Genomic DNA, 13718 nt, shown 5'->3' with positions numbered 1-13718 from the left:
TTGCAGTATTCTTCGGTGTCTCGACCCCCGTTTTCTGGCAACTGGATCGATTCACACACCGATCGCACAGTCCGCGGCGCGCTCGCTGCTCGCTCCGAACCGCGCGTGCGTCTGCAATCTAGGTGTGCAGTGGCTTTCAGTGGCTCCTGTCGTTCGCACTCGCTTGCTGCCCCTGGCTGTCGATTGCCGCGTTTCTGCAGTTCGCGCTGTAACCGGAACCCGTCATCAGTCGATCCTCACCCGATAAATCTCATAACGATATATTGAATTGCCCTCGTGCCGGGAGCCGATCGGCAGCACAGCGTTTATGCGCGCCAACGAGTTATTGATGGTAGCGCCTCCCGCTGTACCCGACATTCGGTACCTCCCATGACCACGCAGATTCCGTTCGCGATCGACTTTCACGTCCACTCCGACGAGTCCTACGACGGGCACGAACCGATCGAACTCATCCTCGAGCACGCCGCCGATATCGGGCTCGACGGGGTGGTCATCACCGACCACGACGAGATCGACGAGTCCCGCCGGGCCGCCGATCTCGCCCCCGAGTACGGCCTGATCGGCATCCCCGGCGTCGAGGTCTCGACGAAGCACGGCCACCTGCTGGCGATCGGGGTCGAGCGACGCCCCGATCCCGGTCAGCCGTTCATGGAGACCGTCGAGACTGTCCGCGAGTTGGGCGGCGTGGCGATCGTACCCCATCCGTTCCAGCGCAGCCGCCACGGCGTCCGCAAGCGCCAGATCGACGACGCCGACGCGATCGAGACCTACAACTCGATGCTGTTCACCGGCTATCGGAACCGCCGCGCCCGGACCTTCGCGAAGCGACGCGATTACCCCCAGATCGGAGCCAGCGACGCCCACTACCTCCCGAACGTCGGGAAGGCCTACACCGAGGTTCTCGTCATGCCCGACGCCGCGAATCCCACGAAAGCCGACATCGACGGCGACGACCTCGTCGAGGCGATTCTCGAGGGGCGGACCCAGATCCACGGCAAGCGGACGCCGATCCGCAAGAGCGCCGTCCAGTACGGGAAGGGGGCAGTGCGCAAGACGACGTACATGTTCACCTCGCGCGCGCCGCTGGTACCGACGGTGCCGGCGTCGATGGACAGATCGACCTAGCTGCGACCCACAGACCGTTTCTCTCGGAGTGGATACACCCCTGGTTTACTGAGCTGTAGGGGTTCCGTCGGTTCGATCGTGCGTGTGTCGTGTCAGGAGAGCTGTTCGCCGACGATTTCGTCGGCGCGTTCGATGAACGCCGCTTCCTCACCTTTGGGTACAGTCGCGCCCGCCGCCACGTCGTGGCCGCCGCCGTCGCCGCCAACAGCGCGGGAGGCCTCGCCCATCACGGCCGACAGATCCAGTCCCTTGCGAACGAGCGAGTGGGTGCCTCTGGCCGAGACTTTCACCTCCTCTTCGTTCTTCTCCGCGAAGGCGACGATCGGCTTCGAGCGGCTGATCCCCTGGTTCCCCATCGCCATTCCCGCGACGATGCCGACGATGGTCTCGCGGATCTCGTCGCTCGCGTGGAACCACTGGACGTGTTCCTCCTGGGTCGCCCCCTCGCGGGTGACGAGATCGATCCCGTTAGAGAGGTTCCGCCGGTGTTCGCGCAGGAGCTGTCGGGCGCGCTCGAGCGCCCCCTCCCGGTCGCCGAGGCAGACGCCCAGTCCGACGTCGGCGCGCTCGTAGCGGGCGGTCGCGTTGAGCAGCGTCGAGAACTCGCTGGCGTCCCGGAGTTCGGTGCCGACGGGCTCCTCGCTCAGGACGTAGGCCGTGCTGACCAGTCCCTCGATCTTCGACGCCGGGACGCCGCTCGAGACCGCTTTCCGGACGAGTGCACTGGCGACGGTCTGCTTTTCGTCGTTCGTCAGGCCGGCCCAGCGCCGCCACTCGCCGTCGCGTTTCAACTCGAGATCCAGCCCGTCGAGGAATCGCAGCGCGCCGTTCTCGTCGTTCGAGATCCCGGGGATGTGGACGTCGGTGGCGTACTCGAGCAGTTTCGGCAACGGCCGGGTCTGTTTCCCGTAGAGCGCGAGATCCTTCCCCGTCTCGAGGACGCCGGCCTCGACGCCTTCGTCGACGATTTTCGCGTTCGCGCCGTGGAGTTCACCGCCGGAGGCCTGCATGTCGCCGACCGCGCCGACGACTGCGAGGGCGGCCAGATCGCGGTTGTCGGCGCGGACCGTCGTCCCCGCGGGTTCGGCGACGGTCCCGCCGTCGGTAGCAGCACCTCGAGTGCTGGCGACCTCCGCGAGCGCCCGCGCGAGCACGTAGCTCGCGCCCGCTCCCGACAGCTCCGACGCGCCGTTGATCCCGAACAGCAGCGGGTTGAGGTGGTACTCCGTTTCCCGGTCGGCGGGCTGGTGGTGATCCGCGATGACGGGGGTGAAATCGCCCGCGTCCTCGTGGTCGCCGATGAGATCGAGCTGGCCGCTCCCGAAGTCGGTAAAGAGAACCGTCTCGTAGTCGGTCGCCGAGATGTCCGCGATCGCGTCCTCGTCGAGCTGCTTCTCGAAGATCGCCTCGAACGGGATTTCCGCCCGCTCGAGCGCCTGCGCGGCGATCGCGGCGCTGGTGAGTCCGTCGGCGTCGATATGCGAGGCGAGCAGCACGCGATCGGCCTCGCACAATCGTTCCGCGCACGCGGTCGCGCGATCCTCGAGTTCGGGAACCGGCCCTGCCATCGAAAATAGGTGGGGCGCCTTTCGGGATAAAGGTGCGGACCCGCCCTCGTCAAAGGGGGACGATCACCTCTTGATCGTCGTATTCGAAGCTCGGGTCGAACGGTGCCGAGCGCTCCGCGATCGTCTTCCGGAGCCAGGCCGCTTCCCACGGATCCGCACGGCGGACCGCTTCGTCGTCGATCACGACGGGAACGAGCCGAACGGCCGTGGGGTCGCCATCGTCGATCTCGACCTCGAAGAGAAAGCTTCGATCGTTCCACAGTTCCTCTTTCACGGTATAATCGTCAACGAAATCACCCGTATCGTGTAGGATGACGCCTCCCTCGTACGGTTCGATCCCCTGGACGACGTGCGCACTGTGGCCGTGGACGATCGCGACTCCCTCCTCGATGAGCCAGCGTCCGAACTCGCGATAGGTTTCGTCCGGAACCTCGACCCAGTTCGGCCCCCAGTGGAGCGACGCAACGAGCAGATCGGGATCTCGCGCCGAGGCTCGCTCGAGGGCCGTGGTGACGATCTGCCGCGTCTCCGGATTCGTCGAATCGCACTCGACGTATGCGGTTCCCGCGCGGTCCTCGGTTGCAGCGTACTCGGCGCTCTGATCCGAAAATGAGACCACTGCCACGTCGAGGTCGCCGATCGACACGATCGACGGGGCTCGGGCATCGTCCGGGCGTTCGCCCGCGCCGGCATGCGTGATGCCCCCGTCGTCGAGCACGTCGAGGGTATCCATCAGCGCCGTCGGTCCGAAATCCAGCATGTGGTTGTTCGCCAGCGACGCGAACCGGACGTTCCCGGCCTCGAGCGCGGGGACGGCCCACTCGGGGTCGGCCCGGAAGTAGTAGGTTCGATCGGGATATCGGTCGCCCCGCGTCGAGAGACAACACTCGAGGTTACAGCAGACGCCGTCCAGCGATCGCAGTCGAGAGCGGAGATCGCCCCAGACGGCCGCCGGGTCCGCGCCGCTCCGGCCGTATCGCTCGTCCACGCCGCGCCCGAGCATCGTATCCCCGATGAAGCCGATCGTCGTTCCGTGGCGGTCGTGTTCGCCGATCGCAACTCGATCGGCCGTGACCGCGGGGCTACCGAGCATCGTCGTTCCCGCCGCTACCAGAAACCGTCGCCTTCCGCTCATCGTTCCGATGGCTGTGCCCGTCTCTCCTCGCGAGCGTCTCGGTTCACGATCGATCGAGCGGGCTCGAGTTTGCGCATTGGTCGCCTCTTCGACTTCTAGGCGCAAATAGTCCGTCGGGGGTCGCTCTCGAATCGATAGCTATCGGCACACTAGCGGTAAAATTAAGGATCTGTGACAAAAGTGGCCGGTATGCGCGTCTTGGTCGCCGGCGGCGCTGGATTCGTCGGTCGATCTCTCTGTCACGTCTTGGTCGACCGCGGGCACGCGGTGACGGCCGCCTCGCGGTCACCCGACGCGGCTAGGCTTCCCGACGGTGTCGAGACGACGGCGCTGGACGTGACCGAGCCGGATCTCACAGCCGCGATTGCCGGCCACGACGCCGTCGTCAACCTCGTGGCGCTTCCCTCCCACGTCCAGCCTCGCGGCCGGAGCCACGAGGCGGTCCACTACGACGGCACGCGCCATCTCGTCGCTGCGAGCGAGAAGACTGGCGTCGAGCGATTCGTCCAGCTGAGCGGGCTGGGCGTCGACGACGGCGTGGAGACGGCGTACTTCCGGGCCAAGCGGCGAGCCGAACGCGTCGTCCGCGACTCGAGCCTCAAGTACGTTATCTACCGCCCATCGGTCGTTTTCGGCGACGGCTGTGCGTTCGTGCCGTTCGTCGAGCGGATGGTGCCGCCGCTCGTGACGCCGCTACCGGGCGGCGGCCGGATGCGACTGCAGCCCATCTGGGTCGAGGATCTCACCCCGCTAATCGCCGACGGACTCGAGGACGATCGTCACGCGGACCGGTGTTACGAGATCGGCGGTCCGGAGCGACTCACGCTCGCGGAGACGGTCACGACGATCCGCGGCGGTGGCGTCGTCGTCCCGATCCCGATGGCGCTCGCCGGAATCGCGGCGCGAGCCGTCGATCCGCTCCCCTGGATCCCGTTCGGCCGCGATCAGTATCGCGCGCTGCAGTCGGACAACACGACGACCGACGACGCTCTCGCGGCGTTCGGCGTCGATCCGGACTCGCTCCGAACGCTGTCGGCGTATATCGACCAGTCGAGAGGTGAGCGATAGATGGTCTCGACTTCAGGTACGGGCGATCGATCCACCGCAGTCGCGGAGGGACGACCGTGACCGGACTCTTCGAGCGCGCAGTCGGCGATGACTGGGATACTCTCCATCCCCGCGTACGGGAGCGCTACGGCCTCGAGAGCGGTGAGGACCGCGAGGCGGTCGGCGTCGGCCGGATGGACGACCTCGAGCGGAGTACGCTCGCGCTGCCGGTACTGTGGCTCGGCACGATCGACGACTTCCTCTTTCCCGAGGGCGGGACGGACGTTCCCTTCAGGATCACTACGGAGGCGTTCGTCGACGACGCCGGGAACGAGGCGCTGTTCCTCCACCGAACGTTCGAGACCGATCCGCCGCGTGAGTTCGTGGACACGCTGCGGTGGAACCCCGCTCGAGGCTGTATCACCGACCTGTTCGGCCGCCGCGGCCTGGTCGCCGCGGACCTCCGCGTACGCGCCGACGACGGTGCGCTGGCCCTCTCGATCGGAACGCAATGGCTCCGGGCCGGCGATACCTACGTCGCTCTCCCCGACCGCCTGTCGATCGACGGTCGCCTCCGCGACTGGTACGACGCCGAGAGCGCCCGATTCCGCGTGGCGGCCGAAATCACCAACTCGCTGATCGGGACGGTCTTCGGCTACACGGGCACGTTCGAGAGCGACTTCCGGGCCGTCGATCGCGACGCGACGACCTCCGCTACTCACGGTGGCGTCGACCTGCCGGGTGAGAACGCGTGACCGATCTCGAAGCGACCCCCGCTCGAACGGGGCACTCGAGTCAGTCACCGACCGTCGCGGGCCGACGCGTAACCGACCTGAGCGCGCTGGTCGGCGGTGGCGGGTGGCTGGTGCTGTCGGTCGGGACGATCGGCGGGCCGTTCCCACTGTCAGCCGTCGAACTGTACGTCGCTCTCGCGACGCTCGTCGTCGTGCCGCTGGGCCTTGGCCTGCTCGAGTCGCGGGCCGGCGACGGCTCCGTGTCCTTCTATACGGTCGCCGTCGGCAGCCAGTTCCCCGCCGCGGTGGCCGTCGTCGCCGGACTCGCCGCGCCGAGGGGAACCCTGGCCGCGGTAGCGCTCACCGTCCCGTGGCTCGCCGTCACCGGGTCGATCGCGCTGGTCGGACTCCGGCGATTGCTGGTTCGCGGTCCCGGCCCGCTGCCGGAGCTCGCGATCGACGCCTCCCTTCTCTACGTTCCGGTGGCCGCCGTCTTCCTCTGCTTGCACGCGGCCGAAATCAGTCTACGCTTCGCGCCGATCATCGTCCTCCTGACGGGCGTCCACTTCCACTATGCCGGGTTCGCGCTGCCGCTGATCGTCGGCTTCACCGGCCGTATCGTGGCGACCGACGAGGGTGAGTACCCGCCGACCCTTGCAGGACGAGCGGCGGCCGCCGTGACGGCCGTCATCGCCGCTGGCGTCCTTTTGATCGCGGTGGGCATCACCTTCTCGCCGGTGCTCGAGGCGGTGGCTGCCGCTGCGTTCTCGGCAGCCGTGGTCGGGTTCGCGCTGCTCGTGTTCCGCGCGGTCGTCCCGGCGGTCCCGCGGCTCCCGGGGGCGCTGTTTTCCGTCGCCGCGCTATCGCTGTGCTGGACGATGGCGCTGGCGCTCGCGTTCGCCTCCTCGGCGTTTCCCGGCACTGCTTCGCTGGTATCGATCCCGGAGATGATCCGCTGGCACGGGAGCGTCAACGCGTTTGGGTTCGCGCTGCCGGTCCTGCTCGCGGCTCGGCTGCTCGAGAACTAGCCGTCAGCCGCCGACCTACTCGTCGGTGATCGTCGTAACCGTCTCCCGCGCGAGCGCCTCGAAGGTCGCTTCCTCGGGCACCACGTCGACCGCGAGCCCGTGTTCGGCGGCGGTCTCGGCCGTCGGCTCACCGATGACGCCGACGACGGCGTCGTCGAGTCCCTCGAGCGCCGCCTCCCGAACGCCCGCCTCGGCGGCGGCCGCGAGGAAGTGCTCGACGGTCAGCGACGAGGTAAAGCAGGCGGCGTCGAGATCCCCCTCGGCGGCCATCGCGGCCGACTTGCCGCTTTCCGTGGGTCGGACCAGCCGGTAGAGAATCGTCTCGTGGACGTATGCGCCCGCGTCGTCGAGCCCATCGAGCAACACTTGGCTGCCGTGGTCGCTACGGGCGACCTCGACCCGCGCACCGCCGACGGCGTCCGAAAGCGCCGCGACGAGCCCGCTCGAGGTAAACTCCTCGGGGACGAGGTCGACCGCGTATCCCTCCGCGCGGAGCGCGTCGGCCGTCGCGGGGCCGATCGCGCAGACAGTTTCGTCGCTCGGTTTCCAGCCAGCCTCGGAGACCAGTTCGGCTCCCGTTTTGCTCGTAAAGAGGACGTAGTCGGCGTCGGTTCGGGGCGTCGCGCCGGTCGGCTCGACAGCGAGCATCGGGTCGGGGATCGGTTCGGCACCCAAATCCTCGAGCAGCGTCGCGGCCCGCTCGAGGCGGTCGTCGTCGGGACGAAAGACGGCGACGGTGGGCGCGTCGCTCATCACTTCTCACCCTCAGCCGCGCCGTAGTCGTTCTGTAGGAAGTCGACCACTGACTCTCGCGTCCCCGCGACGTCGCCGATCACCGTCACGGCCGGCGGCTCGATGCCGGCCTCGTCGCGGGCGTCGACGATCGTCTCGAGGGTGCCGGTCGCGACCCGCTGGCCGGGCCAGGTGCCCCGTTCGACGAGCGCGACCGGCGTCTCGGGGGCCATGCCGGCCTCGAGAAGCGCTGCCGTGTAGTCGGGCAGGCGGCCGACGCCCATCAGGACGACGATGGTGCCGCCGGTCGCGGCCAGGGCCTCCCAGTCGACTGCCGACTCCGCCTTGGTCGGGTCCTCGTGGCCCGTGACGAACGAGACCGAGGAGGCGTGATCGCGGTGCGTGACGGGGATGCCGGCCACCGCGGGCGCGGCGATCGCCGAGGTGACCGCGGGGACGACCTCGAAGGGGACTTCGTGGGCCGCCAGATACTCGGCCTCCTCGCCGCCGCGGCCGAAGACGAACGAGTCGCCGCCCTTGAGCCGGACGACGGACTTGCCCTCGCGGGCGAGTTCGACCAGCCGCTCGTTGATCTCCGACTGGGGCGTGCGCTCGCCGCCGGCGCGCTTGCCGACGTCCTCGCGGCGGTCCTCCGGTAGCCGGTCGATGATCTCCGGGCCGGGGAGCTTGTCGTGGAGGACGACGTCCGCGGCCTCGAGCAGGCGCTTCGCTTTCACGGTCAACAGCTCGGGGTCGCCGGGGCCGCTGCCGACGAGATAGACGGTGCCGGGTTCGGCATCGATATCGGGTCCTGACATTCGTTACTCGCTAGCTACTTCCCCTCGGGTTTATCTTCCTCGGAGATACCGTCGTCGCTCTCGTCGTCCGCGTCTTTACGCGCTTCTTCGATCAACTCGTCCGCGCCGCGGTCCGCGAGGTCCCGCGCAAACTCGCGAGCGGCCTCGGCGTGAGCCTCGACCGGCAGGTCGCGACTGGCAGTCACCGACTCGTCGCCGTCACGATCGAAGACGCTGACGGTCGCGTGGACGTACTCGCCCTGCACGACCGCGTAGATGCCGACCGGGGCGATACAGCCGCCGCCCAGTTCGGCGAGAATCGTCCGTTCGACGGTCGTCTCGACGCGGCTCCGCGGGTGGTCGATCGCCGTCTGAATGTCGCGGGCCGTCTCCCCGTCGGGCGCGGTCACGGCCAGCGCTCCCTGCCCGGGCGCGGGGACGAACGTCCCGGTGGGAAGCTCCCGATAGTCGACGTGGTGGGTGAGCCCGCTGCGCTCGAGGCCCGCCTGCGCGAGGACGATCGCGTCGTACTCCGTCTCGACCTCACGGCCCAGCGCCTGCTTTTTCAGCTCCGAGAGGTCGTCGAACCACTCGTCCACGTCTCGGTCGTACTCGGGCTCGAAGTCTTCGTTACCTGTATTCCCTTTGCGCTCCTTGTCCGCTTCCGATCGCTGCTGGTGTTCTTCCTGCAGCGCGGGCGCGAGCAGTTTCTCGAGGCGCGTATCGACGTTCCCCCGCAGCGGCTCGACGGTGAGGTCGTCGCGTTCGGACAGTAGTTGGGCGCGCCGTCGCAGACTCGAGGTGCCGACGGTCGCGCCGGCGGGCAGTTCCTCGAGCGTCTTTCCGTCGGGCGTGACGAGGGCGTCGCCCGGGCGGCCCCGTTCGGGGACCGCGGCGGTCACGAGTTCCGCGGGCTGTTCGGTCGGCATGTCCTTCATCGAGTGGATCGCACCGTCGAGGTCCCCCTCGAGGACGCGCTCGTCCAGCTCGCGGACGAACGCCCCCGTCTTCCCGAGGCGGTGGATCAACTCGTCTCTGATCTGGTCACCCGTCGTCTCGACGGTGACGAGTTCGACCTCGTACCGGCGGTCCTCCAGAGACTCCTTCACCAGTGAGGCCTGCCGCCGGGCGAGTGCGGATCCCCTCGTCGCCAGTCGCAACGTCCCGCGCGTTCTCATAGGCGTCAGTCGGAGCCTGGGGTATGAAAAGCGCACGCTTGCCCGGCGTGTGTCGACCCTGTTCCTCGCTGACGTGAGAGCGGCAGCCTCTCGAGTCGATTGCCGATATTTCTCGCCCGATAATACGTGTGACAATCACACTCGTATTTTTTGCGTGATGGACACGGGCTAGTATTTATTTATCTGAAGCGAGGACATATGGCTCGATGACGGATTCACTGTACGAGCGACTCGGCGGCGAAGACGCGATCGCGGCCGTCGTCGACGAATTCTACGACCGCGTTATGGCGGACGAACAGGTCGCTGGCTACTTCGACGACGTCGATATGGAGAAACAGCGCGCCCATCAGACCCAGTTCATCAGTTCGGTCGCCGGCGGTCCCGTCGAGTACTCTGGGGAGGAGATGGCGGCCGCCCACGCGAGCATGGGCATCACGCCGTCGGACTTCCAGGCGATCGCAACCCATCTCGACGACGCACTCGCCGAGTTCGACGTCGCCGACGACGACCGCGAGGCCGTCCTCGAGGCGATCGCGAGCTACAGGTCCGATATCGTCACTGCGGCCGACTGAGACGGGTCCGCGACCCGGGCGAGAGCTCTCCCAGCGAGCAGCGCGAACGCGCAGTCACCGGTCCGCCCCGCTCGAGTCGAAGGGGAGCTACGAGCGTGTCGACCCTAACGCCAGCCGCGAACACGTTCGCCCCTTCTTCCAGTCGATAGGAAAAGGGGGGTCGTTTGACGGTCGTCTCGGGCTTAGTCGTAGCCGTCATGCAAGTGAAACGAAAGCAACTGGCGACGTTCCTCGCGACGATCTTCGTCGTGAACCTCGTCGTCATGGGCGGCGGCGCGTGGCTCTCCTACGCTAACTCGCCCGACATCCCCGACACTATCGTCGGGCCGGACGGCGAGACGATCGCGACGGGCGAGGACGTCCGGGACGGCAAGGCAGTCTTTCAGGAGAACGGCTTGATGAACCAGGGCTCGGTTCTGGGCCGTGGCAGTTACTACGACACCGATTACACCGCTAACGCGCTCGAGTTGAAGACGGAGTACATGCGCGAGTACTACGCACAGGAGCGCCACGGCGAGAACTACACGGTACTTAACGCCACGACGCAGGCGGGCATCGACGAGCGAGTCCGACAGGAACTGCAGTCGAGCGAGTACGGCTCGCAGGTGCAGTACTCCGCGGCCGAGGTGTACGCCCACGAGCAGGTCCGCGAGGACTACGTCGAGCGCTACCACGAGGGCGACCGCGAGCGCGGGATCCCCGAGGGACAGGTGCCGAGCGCCGAGGAGGCCGAACAGTTCGCCGACTTCGCGCTCTGGACCGCCTGGATCTCCCACACTGATCGCCCCGGCTCGTCCGTCTCCTTTACCAACGACTGGCCGTACTCACCAGCGGCGGGCAACGACGCCGGCGGCGCTATCATGACCTGGAGCGTCATCGCATTGGTGCTGCTCGTCGGCGGCGCGGGGATCGCCATCTGGCTCTACCAGTCGGTCGAGATCCCCGAACCCGAATCCCGCAACGTCTCGATCCCCCACCCGAAGGAGATCGATCTGACGCCGAGCCAACTCCTGAGCACTAGATTCGTTTTCATCGGCGCGCTGTTGTTCGTCGCGCAGACGTTCCTCGGCGGGCTCCTCGCCCACTACTACGTCGAGCGCGACGGCTTCTTCGGCCTCAGCGAGGCGATCGGCTTCGACATCCTCCAGTGGCTCCCCTGGTCGATCACGCGGGCCTGGCACGTCGATCTGGGCATCCTCTGGATCGCCACGATGTGGCTCGGCGCGGGCCTGTTTCTCGCGCCGCTGCTGACCGGCCGCGAACCGCCAAAACAGGCGCTGTACGTCAAGGGACTGCTCGGCGCGCTACTGGTCATCGTCGTCGGCGGTCTGGCCGGCATCTGGCTCGGGACGAACAACTTCTTCGGCGATCAGCTCTGGTGGCTGCTCGGCAACGAGGGCCTCGAGTACCTCGAAATCGGTCGCGTCTGGCAGGTCGGCCTGCTGGTCGGCTTCGTCGGCTGGACCGCCCTGGTCGCCCGCGGGTTCAAGCCGCTGCTGGATCGCGAACCCCGCTACGGGCTGGCCCACATGATCGTCTACGCGGGCGGCTCGATCGGCCTGCTGTTCATGGCCGGCTTCCTCTACACGCCGAAGACGAACATCGTGGTGACGGAGTTCTGGCGCTGGTGGGTCGTCCACATGTGGGTCGAGGGCGTCTTCGAGTTCTTCATCCTCGTCGTCATCGCCTTGACGCTGGTCTCGATGAACCTCCTCTCGAAGAAGGCCGCCGAGAAGGCCGTCATCTTCCAGTCCGCCCTCGTCATGGGCAGCGGCATCATCGGCGTCTCCCACCACTACTGGTGGGCCGGCCTCCCCGAGGTCTGGCTCCCCATCGGCAGCGTCTTCTCGACGCTCGAGTTCATTCCGCTGCTGTTCATCCTCTACGAGGCGCTCGGCCAGTATCGCGCGATGGACTCCGCCGGGAAAGACTTCCCCTACCGGATGGCGTTCTACTTCATCGTCGCCTCCTCGGTCTGGAACTTCTTCGGAGCCGGCGTGATCGGCTTCTTCATCAACCTCCCGATCATCAGCTACTACGAGACCGGGACCTACCTCACCGTGGCCCACGCCCACGGTGCGATGTTCGGCGCGTTCGGCCTGCTCGCGATGGGGATGGCCGTCTACATCCTCCGGCTGACCACCAGCGAAGCGCGCTGGAGCGACCGGCGTCTGCGCTGGTCGTTCTGGTGCTGTAACGTCGGGCTCGCGCTGATGATCTTCCTCTCCTTGCTCCCGATCGGCTTCCTCCAGCTCGAGGTCGGGTTCACGCAGGGCTATGCGGCCTCCCGGGCCCTCGAGTTCTACGAGGGCGGACTCGTCCAGACGCTGTTCTGGCTGCGCATGCCCGGCGACACGCTGCTGATCCTCGGCGCGGTCATCTTCGCCTGGGACGTGGCCGCGAAGCTGCTCTTCCAGCGGAAGGCGACCGCCGAGGAAACGCGCGATCACGTCATCGCCGATCGGCTCGTCCCCGACCGCGGCTCCGTCGAGCCGGTCAGCGACGACGACTGAGACGCGGATCGATTTTCTTTCGAGCTCGAATACGGACGTTTTAGGACCGTTCGCGGACAGATGGCCGGAACGACTAACCGCGCCGATGGGTACTAACGGGGTATGCAGCGAGTCGAGAACGCCGAAACGCCCGCCGCGGAGCGACTGCCGACGCACTTGACGTTGTTCAGTGCGGGACTGGCGTTCGCGTTGCTCGCCGAAATCGTTCTCCGAGCGACGATCGTCTCGGCCGCCGTGACTGATGGCGAGTTTCTGGTCGGTGTCGTTACGACGATTCCCTTTCTCGCCGGGATCACGTACGCCGGCCGCTGGCTCCGTTCGTCCCCGCTCTCGCCGGCGCGATATCCGCGCATCGCGTGGTGGTCGGTAGGCGGTCTCGTCTCGTTTCTGAGCGTCAACGTCGCGCTCATGGCCGTCTTTCCGATCGACTCGTGGGCCCTGGTCGCGGCGCGGGTCCGGTGGGCCGTGGCGTTCGGCGTCGGAACCGGGCTGCTCGTCGGCTGCATCGAAGGCCGCGAGCGCACCCTGACCGCCGAGCGAGCGGCCCTCCGATCGGAACACGTCCGCGGAACAGCGCGACTACCTCGATTACCTCGACAGCGTCCTCCGCCACGAAGTGTTGAACACCGCGACGATCATCAACGGCTACGCGTCTCGCGTTCTCGAACGGGAATCGGATCTGGACGAACGGAGCCGTCGCTGGATCGAGATCGTTATCGACGAATCGGAGGCGATGTCGACGGTGATCGACGACGTCCGCGTGCTGTTGCGGACGACCGAAGGGAGCTACCAGCCCGAGGCCGTCGACGCGTCCCGCGTGCTGGCCGACGAAGTCGACAAACTGTCCAACAGGCGGGAGTCCCTCGAGGTGGCGGCGTCGATCCCCGACGTCTTCGTTCGCGCCGACGACCTGCTCGCCCGCGTGTTCGGTAATCTCCTCTCGAACGCGGTCGAACACAACGACGCCGAGACGCCCCGCATCGAGGTCACGGTCGAACCGGGCCCCGACACCGTCCGGTTCGAAATCGCAGACAACGGTCCCGGAATTCCCGACTCGGAACTCGAGTCGCTCTTCGATCGGACCGAAAGCCGCGGGAGTACCCACGGGCTGGGACTCTATCTTGTTAGCCAACTGGTCGACCGCTACGGCGGGCCCGTCGAACTCGTCGAGACCGGTCCTGCCGGCAGCCGCTTCGCGGTCGAACTCCCGGCGGCCTCGAGTGCCCGATCCCACGATCCGGTCGAAAAAACGCCGACGACCGCGCTCCTGGTGATGTAGCGCGCGGGGT

At 67.1% G+C, this 13718-nt stretch carries 13 protein-coding genes; 7 read left to right on the top strand and 6 right to left on the bottom strand.

Annotated features, from left to right (window positions below):
- Window positions 1-369: 369 nt before the first annotated feature.
- On the top strand, window positions 370-1125 hold the full coding sequence (locus NDO75_RS14115) for a PHP domain-containing protein (RefSeq protein WP_310907115.1): 756 nt from the start codon (window positions 370-372) through the stop codon (window positions 1123-1125).
- Window positions 1126-1217: 92 nt separating this feature from the next.
- Here NDO75_RS14115 and NDO75_RS14110 read toward each other — a convergent pair whose 3' ends face one another.
- Window positions 1218-2693: a DHH family phosphoesterase gene (locus NDO75_RS14110; protein WP_310907114.1), complete on the bottom strand. Its 1476-nt coding sequence runs from the start codon at window positions 2691-2693 to the stop codon at window positions 1218-1220.
- 49 nt (window positions 2694-2742) lie between these two features.
- Window positions 2743-3828 carry a CapA family protein gene (locus NDO75_RS14105; RefSeq protein WP_310907113.1) on the bottom strand — a complete coding sequence of 362 codons (1086 nt, stop codon included), beginning with the start codon at window positions 3826-3828 and terminating at the stop codon, window positions 2743-2745.
- Window positions 3829-4017: 189 nt separating this feature from the next.
- Between NDO75_RS14105 and NDO75_RS14100 the strand changes: the two genes are divergently transcribed.
- The 3 genes from NDO75_RS14100 to NDO75_RS14090 are packed head-to-tail and all read left to right on the top strand — an operon-like array spanning window position 4018 to window position 6637.
- Window positions 4018-4896, top strand: a complete 879-nt coding sequence (locus tag NDO75_RS14100) for a complex I NDUFA9 subunit family protein (protein WP_310907111.1) — start codon at window positions 4018-4020, stop codon at window positions 4894-4896.
- A gap of 56 nt (window positions 4897-4952) precedes the next feature.
- Entirely contained in the window at window positions 4953-5630 is a 678-nt protein-coding gene (locus NDO75_RS14095; protein WP_310907109.1) for a DUF4166 domain-containing protein, read from the top strand.
- Window positions 5627-6637 (top strand): YndJ family transporter, encoded by a 1011-nt coding sequence (locus NDO75_RS14090; protein ID WP_310907107.1) that lies wholly within the window; start codon window positions 5627-5629, stop codon window positions 6635-6637. The genes NDO75_RS14095 and NDO75_RS14090 overlap by 4 nt, the downstream gene beginning before the upstream one ends.
- A 15-nt stretch (window positions 6638-6652) precedes the next feature.
- Here the strand turns inward: NDO75_RS14090 and NDO75_RS14085 are convergent, their stop codons facing one another.
- From NDO75_RS14085 to hemC, 3 genes are read right to left on the bottom strand one after another with little or no spacing between them, the layout of a single operon-like run.
- Window positions 6653-7390, bottom strand: a complete 738-nt coding sequence (locus NDO75_RS14085; RefSeq protein WP_310907106.1) for a uroporphyrinogen-III synthase — start codon at window positions 7388-7390, stop codon at window positions 6653-6655.
- Entirely contained in the window at window positions 7390-8187 is a 798-nt protein-coding gene (gene cobA, locus NDO75_RS14080) for a uroporphyrinogen-III C-methyltransferase (RefSeq protein ID WP_310907104.1), read from the bottom strand. Before cobA ends, NDO75_RS14085 begins: the two co-directional genes overlap by 1 nt.
- A 14-nt stretch (window positions 8188-8201) precedes the next feature.
- Complete coding sequence (hemC, locus tag NDO75_RS14075) at window positions 8202-9344, bottom strand: hydroxymethylbilane synthase (protein WP_310907102.1); 1143 nt, start codon at window positions 9342-9344, stop codon at window positions 8202-8204.
- 206 nt (window positions 9345-9550) lie between these two features.
- Here hemC and NDO75_RS14070 point away from each other — a divergent pair, with 206 nt between their 5' ends.
- Both NDO75_RS14070 and NDO75_RS14065 read left to right on the top strand, forming a co-directional pair.
- A complete protein-coding gene (locus NDO75_RS14070) occupies window positions 9551-9916 on the top strand; it encodes a group 1 truncated hemoglobin (RefSeq protein WP_310907101.1) in 366 nt (121 codons plus the stop codon).
- Between the two features lie 197 nt (window positions 9917-10113).
- A complete protein-coding gene (locus tag NDO75_RS14065; protein WP_310907100.1) occupies window positions 10114-12429 on the top strand; it encodes a cbb3-type cytochrome c oxidase subunit I in 2316 nt (771 codons plus the stop codon).
- Between the two features lie 92 nt (window positions 12430-12521).
- On the opposite strand, the gene NDO75_RS14060 is transcribed toward NDO75_RS14065, so the two are convergent.
- Complete coding sequence (locus tag NDO75_RS14060) at window positions 12522-12935, bottom strand: hypothetical protein (protein WP_310907098.1); 414 nt, start codon at window positions 12933-12935, stop codon at window positions 12522-12524.
- A 113-nt stretch (window positions 12936-13048) separates the two neighbouring features.
- Between NDO75_RS14060 and NDO75_RS14055 the strand changes: the two genes are divergently transcribed.
- Window positions 13049-13708 carry a HAMP domain-containing sensor histidine kinase gene (locus NDO75_RS14055; RefSeq protein ID WP_310907097.1) on the top strand — a complete coding sequence of 220 codons (660 nt, stop codon included), beginning with the start codon at window positions 13049-13051 and terminating at the stop codon, window positions 13706-13708.
- Window positions 13709-13718 lie beyond the last annotated feature (10 nt).

The sequence above is a fragment of the Natrinema sp. 1APR25-10V2 genome, from assembly GCF_031626495.1.
GTDB lineage: Archaea > Halobacteriota > Halobacteria > Halobacteriales > Natrialbaceae > Natrinema.
This window is presented reverse-complemented; position numbering and strand designations above follow the sequence as displayed.

Coding starts and splice junctions, on each gene's coding strand:
- NDO75_RS14115 (WP_310907115.1), top strand. CDS start 370: ATGACCACGCAGATTCCGTTCGCGATCGACTTTCACGTCCACTCCGAC.
- NDO75_RS14110 (WP_310907114.1), bottom strand. CDS start 2,693: ATGGCAGGGCCGGTTCCCGAACTCGAGGATCGCGCGACCGCGTGCGCG.
- NDO75_RS14105 (WP_310907113.1), bottom strand. CDS start 3,828: ATGAGCGGAAGGCGACGGTTTCTGGTAGCGGCGGGAACGACGATGCTC.
- NDO75_RS14100 (WP_310907111.1), top strand. CDS start 4,018: ATGCGCGTCTTGGTCGCCGGCGGCGCTGGATTCGTCGGTCGATCTCTC.
- NDO75_RS14085 (WP_310907106.1), bottom strand. CDS start 7,390: ATGAGCGACGCGCCCACCGTCGCCGTCTTTCGTCCCGACGACGACCGC.
- cobA (WP_310907104.1), bottom strand. CDS start 8,187: ATGTCAGGACCCGATATCGATGCCGAACCCGGCACCGTCTATCTCGTC.
- hemC (WP_310907102.1), bottom strand. CDS start 9,344: ATGAGAACGCGCGGGACGTTGCGACTGGCGACGAGGGGATCCGCACTC.
- NDO75_RS14070 (WP_310907101.1), top strand. CDS start 9,551: ATGACGGATTCACTGTACGAGCGACTCGGCGGCGAAGACGCGATCGCG.
- NDO75_RS14065 (WP_310907100.1), top strand. CDS start 10,114: ATGCAAGTGAAACGAAAGCAACTGGCGACGTTCCTCGCGACGATCTTC.
- NDO75_RS14060 (WP_310907098.1), bottom strand. CDS start 12,935: ATGCAGCCGACGAGCAGCCCGGTTCCGACGCCGAACGCCACGGCCCAC.